14 protein-coding genes and 1 pseudogene are annotated in these 16411 nt (G+C 44.3%); 6 read left to right on the forward strand and 9 right to left on the reverse strand.

All coding sequences use genetic code 11. From position 1 onward, the window contains the following. Window positions 1-256: 256 nt before the first annotated feature. From ACED41_RS20705 to ACED41_RS20715, 3 genes are all read right to left on the reverse strand, one after another. Window positions 257-943 (reverse strand): hypothetical protein, encoded by a 687-nt coding sequence (locus ACED41_RS20705; RefSeq protein WP_371725592.1) that lies wholly within the window; start codon window positions 941-943, stop codon window positions 257-259. 642 nt (window positions 944-1585) lie between these two features. Next, window positions 1586-2443, reverse strand: coding sequence for a hypothetical protein (locus ACED41_RS20710; protein WP_371725593.1), 858 nt, complete (start codon window positions 2441-2443; stop codon window positions 1586-1588). 153 nt (window positions 2444-2596) lie between these two features. After that, window positions 2597-3133, reverse strand: a complete 537-nt coding sequence (locus tag ACED41_RS20715; RefSeq protein WP_371725594.1) for a DUF4823 domain-containing protein — start codon at window positions 3131-3133, stop codon at window positions 2597-2599. 385 nt (window positions 3134-3518) lie between these two features. Here ACED41_RS20715 and ACED41_RS20720 point away from each other — a divergent pair, with 385 nt between their 5' ends. The 4 genes from ACED41_RS20720 (at window position 3519) to ACED41_RS20735 (ending at window position 8138) form a co-directional block, all read left to right on the forward strand. Beyond that, window positions 3519-4475 carry an integron integrase gene (locus ACED41_RS20720; RefSeq protein WP_017067063.1) on the forward strand — a complete coding sequence of 319 codons (957 nt, stop codon included), beginning with the start codon at window positions 3519-3521 and terminating at the stop codon, window positions 4473-4475. Window positions 4476-4583: 108 nt separating this feature from the next. Next, window positions 4584-5483, forward strand: a complete 900-nt coding sequence (locus ACED41_RS20725; protein WP_371725595.1) for a homocysteine S-methyltransferase family protein — start codon at window positions 4584-4586, stop codon at window positions 5481-5483. A gap of 113 nt (window positions 5484-5596) precedes the next feature. Further along, window positions 5597-6607 carry a Gfo/Idh/MocA family protein gene (locus tag ACED41_RS20730; RefSeq protein WP_371725596.1) on the forward strand — a complete coding sequence of 337 codons (1011 nt, stop codon included), beginning with the start codon at window positions 5597-5599 and terminating at the stop codon, window positions 6605-6607. 10 nt (window positions 6608-6617) lie between these two features. Beyond that, on the forward strand, window positions 6618-8138 hold the full coding sequence (locus ACED41_RS20735; RefSeq protein ID WP_371725597.1) for an SgrR family transcriptional regulator: 1521 nt from the start codon (window positions 6618-6620) through the stop codon (window positions 8136-8138). Window positions 8139-8234: 96 nt separating this feature from the next. Here ACED41_RS20735 and ACED41_RS20740 read toward each other — a convergent pair whose 3' ends face one another. From ACED41_RS20740 to ACED41_RS20755, 4 genes are all read right to left on the reverse strand, one after another. Further along, window positions 8235-9329 (reverse strand): HDOD domain-containing protein, encoded by a 1095-nt coding sequence (locus ACED41_RS20740; protein WP_371725598.1) that lies wholly within the window; start codon window positions 9327-9329, stop codon window positions 8235-8237. Window positions 9330-9560: 231 nt separating this feature from the next. Beyond that, window positions 9561-10616 (reverse strand): alcohol dehydrogenase family protein, encoded by a 1056-nt coding sequence (locus ACED41_RS20745; protein WP_371725599.1) that lies wholly within the window; start codon window positions 10614-10616, stop codon window positions 9561-9563. Next, window positions 10613-11131 carry a TetR/AcrR family transcriptional regulator gene (locus ACED41_RS20750; protein WP_017061096.1) on the reverse strand — a complete coding sequence of 173 codons (519 nt, stop codon included), beginning with the start codon at window positions 11129-11131 and terminating at the stop codon, window positions 10613-10615. Before ACED41_RS20750 ends, ACED41_RS20745 begins: the two co-directional genes overlap by 4 nt. Window positions 11132-11286: 155 nt before the next feature. Continuing rightward, entirely contained in the window at window positions 11287-12420 is a 1134-nt protein-coding gene (locus ACED41_RS20755; protein WP_371725600.1) for a multidrug effflux MFS transporter, read from the reverse strand. Window positions 12421-12517: 97 nt separating this feature from the next. On the opposite strand from ACED41_RS20755, the gene ACED41_RS20760 reads away from it, so the two are divergent. Further along, window positions 12518-13291: a helix-turn-helix domain-containing protein gene (locus ACED41_RS20760; RefSeq protein WP_017065211.1), complete on the forward strand. Its 774-nt coding sequence runs from the start codon at window positions 12518-12520 to the stop codon at window positions 13289-13291. An 84-nt stretch (window positions 13292-13375) separates the two neighbouring features. Here the strand turns inward: ACED41_RS20760 and ACED41_RS20765 are convergent. Then, window positions 13376-14134 (reverse strand): annotated as a pseudogene (locus tag ACED41_RS20765) (glutathione synthase); the annotation flags it as partial. 181 nt (window positions 14135-14315) lie between these two features. Then, a complete protein-coding gene (locus ACED41_RS20770; RefSeq protein ID WP_371725601.1) occupies window positions 14316-15263 on the reverse strand; it encodes a LysR family transcriptional regulator in 948 nt (315 codons plus the stop codon). A gap of 126 nt (window positions 15264-15389) precedes the next feature. Between ACED41_RS20770 and add the strand changes: the two genes are divergently transcribed. Then, the gene (add, locus tag ACED41_RS20775; RefSeq protein WP_371725602.1) at window positions 15390-16388 is read left to right on the forward strand and encodes an adenosine deaminase; all 999 of its coding nucleotides are present in this window, start codon (window positions 15390-15392) and stop codon (window positions 16386-16388) included. The last annotated feature ends 23 nt before the right edge of the window (window positions 16389-16411 follow it).

Consider the following 16411-nt stretch of genomic DNA (forward strand, 5'->3'; position numbering starts at 1 on the left):
ATAAGGCACCGCAGTCGCGCAAAGTCATCAGGGCCACGACGTATGCGAATCGTCGATAAGTAGGCCGAATGTAGAGCGGCAGTCCAAAACCCATCAACATAAGTTTAGCGGATGTTTGACAACCGGGGGAATCCATGTAGCCCTGTTAAGGTGTGAGCAACGCAATACCGAACCTACCGCATACCACCTTAAACACTAAAACCAACGCATACTAAAAATGCCACGCGTTGCGAATCACTCTTAAACAGTTAGGGCGCTACTCAAAGCGTTTGTTGTATAAGTTTAGTTGCTTACAAGCAATAGAATAGTCATAAAATGTGCTTGCCCATGCACTAAGGTCTTGATTACTTGTTGGTGTTCTAGATGTATTTTCAATCACCATAAAATGAGTGCAGTCATCCACTGCCGATAAAAGCTTCACATGCTCACTGTCTAAGAAAGGCATTTTCTCAAATATCTTGCTGATCACTTTCTGGCTACAAAACCGATATGAATCCATGAACTGCAACCAATTAACATAACTTCGTGAAGTGCGAGATACCATCGGTGCATCACTGTTAGGATCAATCTGCGCAAATAGCCTCTGAACCTCAGATTCAGATGGGTACAACTCATCACTAGTAATGTTCAACTTGTTTTGAATTGCTCTTATAACACTTTCATAATCATGAATGACCGCCTTAGATTTTCCTACAACGTAGGCATCAATATTTTCTTTATCTTTGAGTTCTTTTATATGCACCACGACGAAGTAGAAAATGTAGCTGACTACCATTCCGATACAAAAGTTATAGTAAGCATTTAATAGCCCTGCCCCGCCATCAAAAAGTTCAGGTAGGTTATTAAACAAAGTATCAGTTAGAACAATGGACACCAAGCTAATCAAAAGCAATACATTTAGTGTGGTATCAACTGATCTGATGTAGTTGTATAAATTCTTCATTTTTCTCCTGTCGCCCTAACGCTCTGCTAAGCGGCAAATAAACCAGCCACTTAACTTAAAAATTTATACCGTAAACACCTTAGCCAACCAGACCAAAAATGCCACGCGTTTATTTGTCCGTTTGAGCAGTTTGTTAAGACTTGCTTTGAAGACCGACTTTGCATTGACGTTGTAGTGAACGGCCAATGACAAAACTCTGTAACACCGCTAAACGAACATACCGACTTCAAACGCGACAGTCACAAGCGGTGAGCCACGAAACCCGATATGCACTGAGCTTAAAGCCGCCCACTGCAATTATGCGTTCATTAATGAACTGCGGGGAAACCAAACTCAACAAGTACGATGGGAGTCAGTGAGCAGACAGAAACAGTCGGTTCGAGAAACACGCTTCAAAACGGTTACCGAAAAACTTTGGATTACGCCCAAACTGGCTTTTACAACGCACATTGTTAGAGCCACAAAACCACACATATTTCAATGTACGACAAACTTGAAGTGGCTGATTTCAGAACTACATAGCCCAAAAATCACAGCGAGTCTTAACGCCGCATTAAGCGGACTAAAATAGTGGGTTATAATGTGTAGCGAAGCGAAACCTAACCCACTGTTTTAGTTCCGTTTAAATGCCTTGTTAGGCATTTAATCTTTAAGCGCTGAACGAAGAATTTGTTCATGAGTTATATAAACCTCATCGATAAAAGTTTTACCTGTTTCTTTTTCGAAGTGGGTTAAGTATGAGTCCTTAAAACAAATATAAAAACCAGTTTCATCTTCAGCTTCTTTACTAAAACATCGAGGAAATTCATTCAATAACTCTATAGTTTTAGTTTCAATATCTTTTGACGCAACATCTGTATCATGAGTCATTAATTCTAATAATTGAGCCTTATATTGCGAAGTGTTTCGGAAGAAATCCTTTAATGTAGAATTTATTTCAGCTTCCCAATGTTCTTTAACAAACTGCTTTATAACAGGATGTATTTCATAGATATCTTTTTCGCTATCTACATTAGTAACTTTAAGTATATAACTATTATCTTTAAGGTTATCGATATGAGCATAGCCCCACTCAAGGCATTGTTCGCCTTCGGTTAACTCTCTTAATGTGCTTCTTGTCCAATAATCATAATGTTCAAATGCTTTTTTAAACTTTAAGAGAAATTCAGCATTCTTTTCTTTCTCTAGTTCTTTGGTTTTATTGTCTTCAATTAATTTCTTTTTGGTTTCCGATTTTTCGTTGAAATAAGAAGTAACCTTTCCCCAAGATTTTGAAGTTAAATAGCAAATAAGCTGACCAAATAAAGAGCCAACACCTAAACCAATTAACAGTACTATTAAACTCAAATGTTCGGGCGGAGCACCTAGCTCTGTAAGGTTTTCATTCAAGTATTTCCATGAAAGTACGATAAATACGCCGATAGTAATATATTTCACAGCAGCTTTAGGGGATGTCAAAGCAGACATCAGCTTAATAATTGTCCCAGCAGTTTCGCTCATTTGTAACGGATACTCCTAAATGCCTAACGCCTGCATAACACGTTTGCTACTATGCAGATTAAGCTCAAATTTACCACTTAACACGGTAAACCAAAAGAAACCTAGAATGCCGAGTGTAGTAAATCGTGTTGATGCATTTGTTATATCGTGTACTTAATTTTGAACTGGTAATGCAAAAAGAGTATCAATATACGCGTTAACTGGCTCAGGTAATAAGTCTTGAGGATGATCGCCACCCAACGTTGCAAGTCCACTTGAACCATCAATAATTGCCGAGCTTAGTTCAACATTATTTTTAATATCCCAAGTTACAATTTTTACTTCAACTTTATCAGCTTTAGCCGACCATTCCGTTGCACGATCTTCCCAATGCATTATTGTTGGGTAAAACAAATAATCTGAACCATTACTTTCAGCAAGCTTAATCGATTCTTTAAATGATCCAGCTTCGTTAGCAACTGTGATATCGTTCATTTTAGTGAGTAAACCAGACTTAATAACATTACTTAATAATACGCCTGAACCTTTATAGTCTTTCTCGCCATAACGTCCATCCTCTGATAATGCGACATAAACAGATGAACTTGCTGGTATTTTATTAGCTACTTCGGTATTAGAAACATTTAAATTATGAGAGTCAGCGCAGCCCGCTAGAGTAGCAATAAAACCTAGAACCAATAATTTTTTCACAATAGTGTCCTTATAAGAATTAGGGCTAAATATTACCACACAATACAGTTGCCCAAAAAACGATATAACATTTTAATATTGTGCAAGCACGAATCCATCCGCTTAACATATCAAAAAGGTCACTCATAACCAACTGAATGCTATGCATTTAATATAAAAGTGGGTCTAAACAATAAGTGTGAAAACGTGCAAGCACATATTGCCGACTATGTAACGCTCGGCCTCATTCTTAACCACCCATAAATCTGCAGTATAATCAATAATTTAAAATAAGCCTCTCGTTAAATTCGTGCTCAATCAGAGTTAAAAACCACTCTTTTTTAAGTCATTAATTATTCAACAAGCAATAAACTGTCTGTATGTACAGATTTTGTGAGGGGAATATATGGCGAGTCAATTCATGCAGGCAATTTGCGAACATATGACGATGCGAGGCTATAGTCGCAAGACAATCAAAGCCTACTGTTACTGGATAAAATACTTCATTCATTTTCATAAGCTTAAACACCCTGAACAGATGCATGCCGCTGAAGTTGTCTCCTTTCTTTCTCATTTAGCTAATCAACAAAAAGTAGCCATCAATACTCAAAAGGTAGCTCTCAATGCTCTAGCCTATTTATACAATCAATTTATTAAGCAACCTCTAGGAGACTTAGGGTTTAGCTATGCGACTCGGTCTCGAAAAATTCCTAGCGTACTCAATCATGCGGAAGCTATCTCGGTGATCAATGAAATAGATCCTAAATATCAACTGTTTTTTCGCTTGTTGTATGGTTCAGGTTTGAGAGTATCGGAATGCCTGAGGCTTCGAGTACAAGATATAGATCTAAAACAAGGGTCTCTCACTGTTCACAATGGGAAAGGAAATAAAGACCGAGTGACAATTTTAAGTTTTTCACTCACTGAAGCTATACAAGACAAAATTTCACAAGTTGCAGTTCTGCTCGCTAAAGATAACTTGAATGGGTTTGGGCCATCTTTGCCTCACCGATTAGGTAAAAAATACCCTAGTGCCTATCGACAACTTGCTTGGATGTACCTATTCCCATCAAAATCCGTCACTCAACACTCTGAGTCGGGGATCGTATGCCGACACCACCTACATGATTCGGTACTCCGAAAAACGCTGAAGAAGGCGACTAACTCTAATAAATTGCGCCACAAGCGAATTAGTTGTCATACTTTCAGGCACAGTTTTGCTACGCAACTTCTAAAGTCAGGCTCCGATATCAGAACGGTTCAAGAGCTACTGGGGCACAGTGATGTTAAGACAACTCAGATTTACACTCACGTTATTGGGCAACACTTTAGTGGCACGACTAGCCCGCTAGACGGCTTATAACGAAACTCCCTCATCGATAGTTGAACCTTGGCTTGATGGCTTCTGTCTGACAAGGTTGTCTGCTATGGTGGCGGCAGAACTTCAGCAATTGTTTAGATAGTATTGAATATGAAAACACTAACCATACTTGATGGCGGCATGGGCCGAGAACTCAAAGAAATTGGCGCGCCATTTTCTCAACCGCTTTGGAGTGCTCAAGCGCTGATTGAAGCACCCGAATTTGTCAGCCAAGCACATCAAAACTTTGTCGATGCAGGTGCTGAAATCCTAATCACCAATAGCTACGCCTGTGTGCCTTTTCACTTGGGTGAAGAGCTGTTCGAGCAACGCGGTTTTGAACTAGCCACACTGTCTGGTGAGCTGGCTAAAGCAGTTGCAGACAATGCTACCCACACAGTGAAAGTAGCAGGCGCGATTCCACCGCCATTTGGCAGCTACCGACCAGACTTGTTTAAGGTAGAAGAGGCGGCGCCAATCATTCAAACGCTTTACGATGCCCAGGATCCAAACATCGATCTTTGGATAGCGGAAACCATCTGCAGCCTGCAAGAGTTCGAATCCATTCATGCGGTTCTTAAGCAGTCAGATAAGCCGTGTTACTACGCATTCAGTTTGGAAGATACCAAGGGCGATTCTGCCAATATTCGTTCTGGCGAGAGCGTAACAGACGCCATCAAACTTGCCTGCCAATCAAACGCGACAGGCATTATGTTTAACTGTTCAGTGCCTGAAGTGATGGATCAAGCCATTATCGATGCCAAGAAAGTGATCGATGAGCTAGGCAGTGATTTAGAAGTTGGTGTCTATGCCAACAATTTTGCGCCTATCAGCAACGAACATGAAGCGAATGATATGTTTCAGGAGATGCGTGAGCTGGATGGCCAAGGTTACTTAACTTACGCTAAACGCTGGCATGCACTGGGCGCGAATATTATCGGTGGCTGTTGTGGCATCGGGCCAAAACACATTCAAGCTCTAGCCGATTGGAAACGCTCCCTACAGAGCTAATCCTGAGCTTCAACTAGAATAAAATAAATAGAGAACAGGTTGAGAAATCTGTTCTCTATTTGTATGTGACGTCTCTGAGTACACTGATACAAAACAACGATTTGGAGTAACTGATGAGCGACACGCAACGAAAAATCAAATGGGGTATCGCAGGGCTAGGCAATATCGCCAATCGATTCGCAACCGCAGTCACAGAGCACTCTCTGCATGGTGAGCTTGATGCGGTTGCCGCCAGAGATCACTCACGCGCAGCCACGTTCGCCAACAAGTTTGCTTGCGACAAGGCTTATGGTTCTTATGAAGAGATGGCGAATGACCCAAGTGTTGAAGCGGTTTACATCGCTACGGTTCACCCATACCACCAGCCACTCACTGAGTTGTTTCTAAAGAATAACAAGCACGTATTGGTCGAGAAGCCGGCTTTTACCAACCTTGGTGACTGGCTTGAGATGAAAGCCCTCGCCAAGCAAAATGGCGTGATGCTGTTAGAAGCAATGAAAACCGTGGTGTTTCCCGCATATCGTGAGCTCCAATCATTCTTGGTCGATAACAACATTCAGATAGATTCAATCGAAGCCAGCTTTGGTAACCATCATGACTATGAGCCCGATTTGTTTATCTTCAATCCGGATTTGTCAGGCGGAGCAACGCTCGATGTTGGGGTCTATGGGCTTTGGTTCTTTTACGATCTGTGCCGAACGCTGGGTGTAAACCCTTCAAAACCTCAGGTAGAGATGTCGTGTCTTTATGAGGGAGCGAATGTTGATACCAATGCATGCTTTACATTCTCTGGTGATATAAGCGGTAAGATATCGGCATCAACAGTGCAAAACCTTCCCCGATCAGCACACTTGAGTGGACCTGAAACCAAAATCACCATTCACGAAAAATGGTGGAATCCGGCCTTTATTGAGATTGAACATCAAGGCCAAAAGTCGACCATTAACTACCGAGTGATAGGGAATGGATTCGAGTTTGAAATCGACCATTTTTCAGATTTGGTGCTTCAAGGCAAAACTGAATCGAATATCCTGAGCTCAGAGATAACCTCTCGAGTTCTCGATACGATGGAAAACGCACTGATTGATTCTGGCTATTCACATTTAACTCAACCTCGTCGTTAGGAAAAGCAAATTGGGCAACCTTAAGCGTAAGCTTGAACTGTATGAAAAGATATTTCAGGCTTTTGGGCCTGGAGTATCACACTGTCAGGTCAACCAACTGGCCACACTGCTGCACGTGAGTGAACGTCACGTTCAGACCTTACTCAAAGCGATGACAGCACAAGGCTGGATTGAGTGGCAAGCTAGCTCAGGCCGCAGCAAGAAGGCACAACTCACGTGTCTGGTTGAACCCATTGAGGCGTGTTACCAATACGCACGAACCCAAGCTGACGCAGGCAACATAGAACAGGTGTTTAGCACCTTGAGCTTCAACGGCCGCAATGCTGGCACTGAGTTGCAAGCCTTTCTAAGCAATACCAATCCGTCGACGCAGAATATCGCGTACATCCCGTTTCACCGAGAACTCGAGGCTCTTCACCCTCAACGCGTGCTTAGACGCACCGAACGTTTCTTAGTTATGCAAGTTTGCCAACGCCTTACCACCGTTCAGCACGGCAAACTCAGCGGCGATTTAGCTTATCATTGGCAGGCTAATCAAGATGCAACACAGTGGCACTTTCAGATTCGTAATGGTGTTCAGTTTCATAACGGAAGAACACTCGAACCTCAAGACATAGAGCGCAACCTTAACTCGCTCTGCCAAAGCAAAATATGGCGTCGCTGTTATCAGCATATTGATGAGGTCTCTATCGCGGCAGGTAATGTGGTTGTCGTGAAACTGAATCAACCTGATTGGCACTTACCACGCCTACTTGCTAGGGCTGAAGCCTCCGTATTCGATCACTCATCACCGACTGATAGGCTGATTGGATCTGGCGCGTTCTCATTAGACATCTTCTCAAGCAAGATGTTGAGATTGAGCCGCAATAGCGCCTATTCACACAGCACGCCGATTCTGAATCGAGTCGAGTTGTGGGTCTATCAGGAATGGGCACAGAGCAAAGCCTGCGCTCAAAATCAGGTGTGCGTGAAACTGCCCGAGAAGACGACCACCGTGCGTGGGGATGACCATTCTTCCCAACCGGATTTCGGCTCAACCTTCTTTAAGATTCAAAGCCCGATGTTGTCTTCAACCGTTCGTGAGTTCACCGTTGAAGACACCTCTGAATGCCAAGCCCTTTTCGATCAGTTGTCAGTGTCTGGCGACCACAAAACCAGCGTGGAATATGGGCACTACCAAACTCACTACCTAACAACCAAAGACGTCGCGTTGTGCAGCATTATTGATGAGAACAACACCTTCACTTCGTGGTTAAGCTTTTTCACTCGCTTCCCGTTTGAGGACTTAACTTTACCTGCTGAGATACTAGAGACAATCGAACAAGGCTTAGCCTCAATAACAAACCAGCCCAACTTTGAGTTAGCAATGAATGCACTGTTGGTGCTTCGGCATTGGTTGCATGAATCTGGAGTTGTGGTTGAGCTCAAGCAAGAGGCGTTCAACTTAGAGGTTTCTGAAAAGATACACGGCGCACAAGTAAATGGTTTCGGTTGGTGCGAACTCGACAAGCTGTGGATTAGCCATTTGTAAGCGTATTTCGTAGCTGAATGTATTTCACAACCTAGCCCAACCAAGCTGCAACCAATCATTATGTTCAGTCACAGCGTAGGTCGAATAGGCTAAGGGTTAGCTCACTAGCGATAATTCAGACTCTTTATAGATACGGTTAGCCACTTTGTATGCAGCCGGAGACATCAGTGTCTCTTTGCATCTACGCTTAAATTGCTCGACTTCAATCGTTTGTTCTTCCCGTAAATAGCACAATTCACTCAAGTAGTTAGCTTCAAACACAGCTTGACCAAGTGGTGTGCATTCGTATCGGCTAGACTCTTGGTAGCCAATCGCGGTCAACACTGATTCTGGCAGTTCCCAGAACTTAGCAATGGTGTAAGTCAGGCGAATGGAGTAGCTGTTCATCAGGCGCTTCAATGCCAACGAGTTAGGTGGAACAGAAGGATCAACATGCTTGAAGGCTTCTACCATCATCTGGAAAATGATCATCTTGCCTAAGTTCCGAATCAATCCAACAAAGTACGCCGCCGCTTGCTCTTCTTGAGATGAAGAGTCTTTCATCAACTCCTTAGAGAAAGACGCGGTTTGCACACTGTGATTCCAAATTTTCTCACCGAAATGACGCCAGTAAATGTTATTGCCCGGCGTAAAGTTCTTCATGTAAGAATTCACCACGCCTTCAATTAGCCCTTGTGAACCCATATTGAGGAAAGCAGTTTTTAAGTCAGTAACTTGTTTTTCACTGCGTTTGTAGAAGGCGCTGTTAGCCAGTTTAATCACATCGGCAGCCATACTCGGCTCGCGCTCAATCACTCTTAACAATGCATCGACATCAAACTCGTCGCTCTGTAATTCGCCCATTAACGTGGTCACAGAGGCTGGCATCACTGGAAGTTCATTAAGCAAGGCTTTTGGAGAGCGAATCAAACGTTCGATTTGGCAAGCGACAAAATCACTAAATGGGTCTGACTCCGTTCGAAGGCGAGACTCTCCAAACAAATAATCAAGGAACTCACCATCGTGAAGGCTAAGCGTCTTATCGACGATTAATGATGATGGCTGAGCAGACGACGGCGGAACAAAGATTGAAGACTGAACAGAATCAGTAGCAACGGTTTGTTGTTGCTCTTGTTGGGCAGGCTCTGCAGAGGGTTTGTTTTTTGAATAAACAAAAGGTGAGAATAGTGCCTGCAATACCCTTTTAAACATCAATACGGCTCCTAGATGATTATCAAACAGTTCGGGATATATAACGGCGGTGATTATCGCACAGGCAACTCATAAACCATACAGTGATAAATGAATCATTAACCTTTCAGCTGTATAGGATCTGTTACCCAACAATTTGCTCAGCTCCTCGGTATTCACCAGGAACAAAAAGAGCGAGCAAATAAAGCTTGCTCACTCTTCCATCAATCTAAACCGTGAAGCTGACTAAAACTAGCGTTCTGCCACTTCCAACACGATCTTACCAACATGCTTTTTCTTTAAGAACTCATCTTGCGCTTTATGGATATCGGCTAGCGGATAAGACTCTGCAACGATGGCGCCAATCTGCTGTTTCTCGATACGATTAACCAAGTTTTGGAATACTTGCGGTTCTAAAACCGTGCAACCAAAAAAGCTGAGGTCTTTGAGATACAAAGTTCGCACATCAAGCTCAACCATTGCACCACCAATCGCACCAGACACAGCATAACGGCCATGCGGTTTTAGGACTTCAAGAAACTCTGGCCACTTGTCACCAGCAACTAAATCGATCACCACATTCACGCTGCTTTCGCCTAGCGCGTTAACCAAATCTGCATCACGGGCAATCACTTCATCAGCGCCAAGTTCAAGTAACTGTTGGTTCTTGCTTGGGCTAGTGATGGCAATAACATACGCGCCGCGAGCTTTTGCTAGCTGAATAGCCGCAGAGCCCACACCGCCCGATGCACCTGAGATAAGCACGCGATCACCTTCAGCCACATTGGCACGAGTTAGCATGTTCTCTGCTGTTGAGTAAGAACATGGGAAAGACGCTAGCTCAACATCCGACATAGAACTGTTCACCGCGTAAGCATGCTTAGCTGCTACTTTGGTGTATTCAGCGAAACCACCATCGCATTCAGATCCGAAATACCATGGCTGTGGTAGATCTTGTCCATAAACCTCGGTCAAACAAGGCTCAATCAGAACACGCTCACCAATACGGTCAACTGAGACTTCATTGCCGACTTCCACGATAAAACCACACACGTCAGCACCTTGGATACGAGGGAACTTTAGCGCTTCACCCGACCAACTGGCATCGTCTGAATCATCACTTTTTGCATACCAACCGATTCGCGTGTTGATGTCAGTATTATTAACGCCTGCTGCCATGACTTTGATCAGCACTTCATTAGGCTCAATTTTTGGAACAGCAATGTCTTCACGGTAGCCAAGCATTTCTGCCCCGCCGTGCCCTAGCATCTCTGCGCCTTTCATTGTTTTTGGTATCTCGAAATTCATACTGTTTCCTTGAGTAATTTTGTCACCATATTCTGTGCCGATGCCACTGCTTCTTCGCCTAAGACTGGCCACGCGCTTGATACGCCTTCATGAAGTAAAAACAGCGGTGTCGCGAGATCCTCTCGCAGGCTCTGCTTGCCTATTAGCAAACGAACTTGTTCTTTATGCTGTGTAACCGCTTGGCTGATAAGCTCATTATCGGGAAACGCGGCCATCGCATTCATCGACATGCACCCGTGCGGCGCATATTCTTCTAACCATTGTTGGAGCTTGTTGAAGATATGAGTAACCGATGCGAGCCCCTTTTCAGGCGACGTTTCCAACAAGAAATCTAAGTAGCGTTGGTGTCGATATTCCAAGGCACCAACGATCATCGCTTCTTTTGAAGGGAAATGTTTATACAAGGTTCTTAGGCTTACATCGCACGCCGTTTTCAGCTGTGCAACGCTCGGCTCAGCAAAACCTTGCTGGCTAAATGCCACCTCTAAGCTTGCTGCAATCTGTTCTCTCAACATAGTGCTCTCTCAATACCCGACAAAGGGTAGAATGATTGTTCTACCTACAGAGTAGAACGATCACTCTACCCCTGTCAATATCCAAATTTACAAACCAAGAAATGATAAATTCCGCGCCAAACAGGACACGGAATTTATCAATACAGATGAGAGACTTAGCGTTTAAGCTGGAGTCGACTGCGTATCGTCACCAGAACAGATAACGCGCCACAAAGTACCAACACTACACCTAGATCTTGGAGCATTCCCGCTAAAGCGAGCCCTGAGCCGATCAAGGTGTAATACATCAAACCAAACAGTGCGCCTGCACTTCCTGCTTGAGATTGGTAACGTACCAACGCTCGGCTCAATACATTGGGAATCGCAATGCCAAACGCCATAACCACCAACATCATTGGAAGCAAGAACCAGATCGTGTGTTGTGAAAAATACACACCCACCGCACCTAATGTTTGAAGCCCTGCTGCGATACCAATCAGAGACATTGAAGACACTTGTCTCTTCAACAATGTCTTGTTCACCAAGCTTCCCAACAGAGTCCCGAACCCAAGCACAATGCCGCTGTAGCCAAACTGCTCAACGCTAAATCCAAGTTGAATGAAGGCAAATGAACCCAATTGATAATAGGAAAACAGTGCAATATTGAACGACGCAACCAGCAACGCAGACATCCATATATTGCTATCTTTGATCATGTGAATACTGAGTGACTTTAACTGCAATGGCTGCTTAGATTGTTGCGTTTCAGGCAATGACCATAGGCTATGTGCCAACAACGCTAACACCATAATAAACAAGGCAATAAACACATATTGATGCCCGCCCGCTTGGCTTAGTTGACCGCCAAGAAGCAGCCCGACGATTGGACTAATCGACAGCCCCATCCCCATGTAACCAAACACCTTGGCCAGTTCCGCGCCGCTAAAGGCATCGCGCAACATGGTTTGTGTCACAACCGAGCCAACCGCAAGCCCGAAAGCACCCATGGCTCTGGCTATCATCAACCACGTAAAGCTGTCGGTTTGCATAGCAATAAGTGCTGAACAGGCGAATAACCCCATGCCCAGTAACATGGTTGGTCGGCGCCCCCATTTGTCTGCCAATATGCCCCATACCACAACACCGAGCGCAAACGCTGAGAAGTAGATCGAGAGGGTTTGCGCCGCTTGTGCGTAACTCACATCAAAGGATTTCGATATTGAATCCAGAGTCGGGCTATAGATGGTTTCTGCGATTTGAGGGAACATCAGCAATAGCACCATTTGCCATAAAGAAGGTTTTGTTTTCATCATTTTTCCAAGACCAGTGAACTTGACGAGGAGTCTAGGGGAAACTAACCTTGGCTCGTTAACAACATTAAAACCAAAAACAACAAGATTGGGACAAATGGCATTAATCAGCGAAACCATTGAGTTTGATGCAGACAGCTTACCTGCGCCCGTAATAGGGATTGCGGCAGAGCTAGGTCAGCATGACTCAGGAATACATCACCACGTAAAAGGACAGTTGCTGTATGCTCCGCAGGGTTGCATCACCTTGACCTTAGAAAACGCCATTTGCATTTTGCCGCCGACTAAAGCCGTGTGGATCCCGCCTTATACCAAACATCGCGCGCAGATGACCAATGTGGTTGCTTATCGGTCGCTCTATTTTGATAGCAGTATTTACACCTGCCCAGAAGCGATTGAAATTGTGGAAGTGAATGAGCTTTTAAAAGCCCTGATCAATAAGATGGCTTTCTGGGATTGGGACGTTGCCCGCGAGCAAACCACCAATACCGCCAACCTATTCTGGGAAGAGTTTTACAGTGCTAACCAACACTCGTTTATCTTGCCACTACCGACAGATCGCCGCTTTAAAAGCTTTTGCAAACAAGTCCGAACCGCTTCCTTTCTTGCCCCAGCCCTCTCGACATTAGCGAACTCGGTTGGCGCAAGCACCAAAACGATTACTCGATTATTCAAAGCCGAAACAGGCATGACTTACCAAGAGTGGCGACAGCAATGGCGCTTGTTTAAAGCGATTGAACTGCTCTCAGAAAACCGACAAGTCGTTGATGTGGCTCATCTGCTAGAGTTCTCATCCAACAGTGCGTTTATCGCTTTTTTCAAACAGCAAACTGGACAAACCCCGTTGGCCTTTACCAAGTTAGGGGCGTGATTGTTGTTATCCAAACTCTGAAGTTTTACTGAGCTCAGATACAAAAAACCAGAACATGAGTTCTGGTTTTTAATGCCGATTCAACTAATCAATCAACACCAACGAATCGAGAATCCCTTTGCCACTGTGGATTCCACCTTCATTTTCGCTGGCAGGTTTACTGCGGATCAAGTAACCCGCGTAGCCGTCTAGCTCTGTTACTGGTTCACCTTTGAAGTAAACGGTGAACAAACCCACTTCGCTGACTAAGTCTGTCACGAGCGTTTGGTGAGTGTCACGCACTGCAATGGTCGGCACGTCACGTTCATGCGGGTACAAGCGCTGCATCAATGCCCACGCGTCGTACTCTTCTGGTTTAAGCAGGCTCAGTTGTTCGCTGATGTCGTCACCAAAGACACAATGGCCTCCGCCCTCGCCTTGGTTTTTTAGCACCCATTCTTGCTTGTTGGCTTGCGTGTTAAACCATCCAATCGACTCACTAGTTATTGGCTTCATATCGGCCAAGACACTCTTGACCAGTTCGGTTTCTTCTAGCGTTAAGCCCCAGCGGGCGTATTCTGTTGCTGGCATCATGGTCAGCAGCATTTGCATGGTTTTACTGGTCGCTAGTTGCTGGCTGATGGTCGCGTTCATTGCGACATGGTGTTGCTCCATAAACAAGCGAGTCTGACTTAACGTATGGCAACACACCGATTCATTTAGCTCTGGAGCCCAATAATCTGAATACTGGTAGCCAGCTCTTAGATACACCACATCGACAGCTCCGACATCTTTCAATAGCAGGCGTTGATTATCGCCCGATGAAAGCTGACAGCTCAACTGTTCAAAAGTACGACGCACCGTGCATAATTGCCCACTCACAAGCATCTTCAATGACTTGTTGCGGAATCGATGGCATTGGATTCATTTAGATATCTCATTCTTGGCGGGCATTTGGCACCCGTAATAAGACAATGCTCATTCGAAAAAGACGAAATAAATTTAAAAAACTTATTTCGCCGTTTTGATCATCGTAGCTCGCGGTTTACAGCTGAGGTTCTTGGGTCTTATTGACTATGAGGTCGCGAAGCCATTTGTGGCTTGGTTCAGAATCAAAGTAACGGTGCCAAAGCAAAAACAAACCACCGGGAACCAACTCAATAGGAATCGGTTTCATCACCAGTTCGCCACTCTCAATATAGTCACAAACCGAGTTGTACGGATAACACATTAACAAATCGCTTTGCTTGCACAGCTTTACTGCGCTGGTGATGTCCGACACGTTGGCGGCTTTGTTAATTTGAAGCTGTTTGGCTTGCAAGATCTCCAGAAGCAACCAGTCGCCAACGCCACCAGTGACTAACTGAATATGACGGTATTTAAGGAAGGCTTGCAGATTCCACTCTTCTTGAAGTACTGGGTGATCATTTCGCATCAAGCACACAGAGTAATCTTGCAGCAACTCGACGTGGTTTAGCTCGGCAGGGATATTTTGAATGTGGGTGCTAGCCCTTTCATCGAGCTCAAAAATTCCAATCCCGAAATCGACCTCACGCTTTAGTAAGCGCTTAAAGGTTTCGCTGCTCCAAGTAGTGCTGTTTACCGTAATGTTCGGCGCATCTGCTAGCGCGTTAGGCATAAATTTAGGGTAAATCGCGGTATAAGCGGTTTCAACAAGATCGATATTAAAAGTACGTTCGCTGTCTTTCGGCTCAAAAATGTCCGGCACGGTTAGCTGTTCAACTTGCAGAAGGATTTGATGAATTTTAGGCGCTAAAGAGGTGGCTTTCGGTGTTGGAAACAGGCCTTTTGACTCACGTTCAAACAAAGGGTCGTCAAACAAAGAACGCAGCTTAGTGAGTTGTTTACTCACCGCAGACTGACTAAGGAACAATCGCTCTGCCGTTTTGCTCACGCTGCGCTCTTCAAGCAACACGTGTAAACACAGCAGTAAATTCATATCACATTTGAGTAAGCTTTTAACATCTACCATGATATTCCTTAGATTCAGATTAATGATGACTTTATGTCACTTTAAATCATATCACAAACTTGTTAATTTAAGCCCATGTAACCTATGAGTTAATAACTCAAAAAATAATAGACCTAAGGAATACTCATGAACTTTCTAGCACTCCCTAAGATTGATCTGCACTGCCACCTAGACGGAAGTGTTCGTCCAGACACCATTATTGATCTGGCGAAACAGTACGGAATCGAACTTCCAGAAGACCGTGAAGCGGTAGTAAAGTCTCTAACAGTGCCTGAAGATTGCAAAAACCTAGATGAGTACTTAGCTTGTTTCAGCCTGCCACTGCAAGTAATGCAGACTGAAGAAGCGATTGAACGTATCTCTTTCGAGCTTTACGAAGACGCTGCACTAGAAAACGTTAAGTACCTAGAAGTTCGTTTTGCGCCAATCCTGCACGTAAACAAAGGTCTGTCTCTTGATACGATCATTGCAAGCGCAGTAAAAGGCATGAAGCGTGCTGAAGAGAAATACGACATTAAGGGCAACTACATCATGTCAGTGCTTCGTATGTTCCCTAAAGACTCGATCAAAGACGTGATCGACGCGGGCCAACCTTACCTAGGTAAAGGTGTGGTTGCGTTTGATATCGCAGGTGGTGAAAAGCCAGGTTTCTGTGCTGAATTCCCAGAATACACACAATACGCTCTTGAAAAAGGCTACCGCATTACCGTGCACGCTGGTGAGCAATGGCATGGTCAGAACGTTTACGATGCAGTCACACTGCTTGACGCTGAGCGTATCGGCCACGGTGTCCACATCCAAGGTAACGAAGACGCGTACAACATCGTTAAAGAGAAGCAGGTTGCGCTTGAAACTTGCCCAACAAGTAACGTGCAAACTAAATGTATTCACAAATTCAGCGACCACCCAATTGCTGAATTCAAGAAAGACGGCATCGTTGTAACGATCAACACAGATAACCGCACTGTGTCGAACACTACCATGACTAACGAAGTGAAGCGTGTATGTGAAACGTTCGGTCTAACAAAAGAAGATTACGTAGAAATCTACAAGTACTCTGTAGAAAGTGCGTTTGCTTCAGACGAAGTGAAACAGCACCTAATGGGTTTCGTTGAGCAAATCTAATTGGTAAAGCGCGCCTTTTGCTG

Source organism: Vibrio sp. 1F255 (genome assembly GCF_041439145.1).
Taxonomy (GTDB): domain Bacteria; phylum Pseudomonadota; class Gammaproteobacteria; order Enterobacterales; family Vibrionaceae; genus Vibrio; species Vibrio crassostreae_C.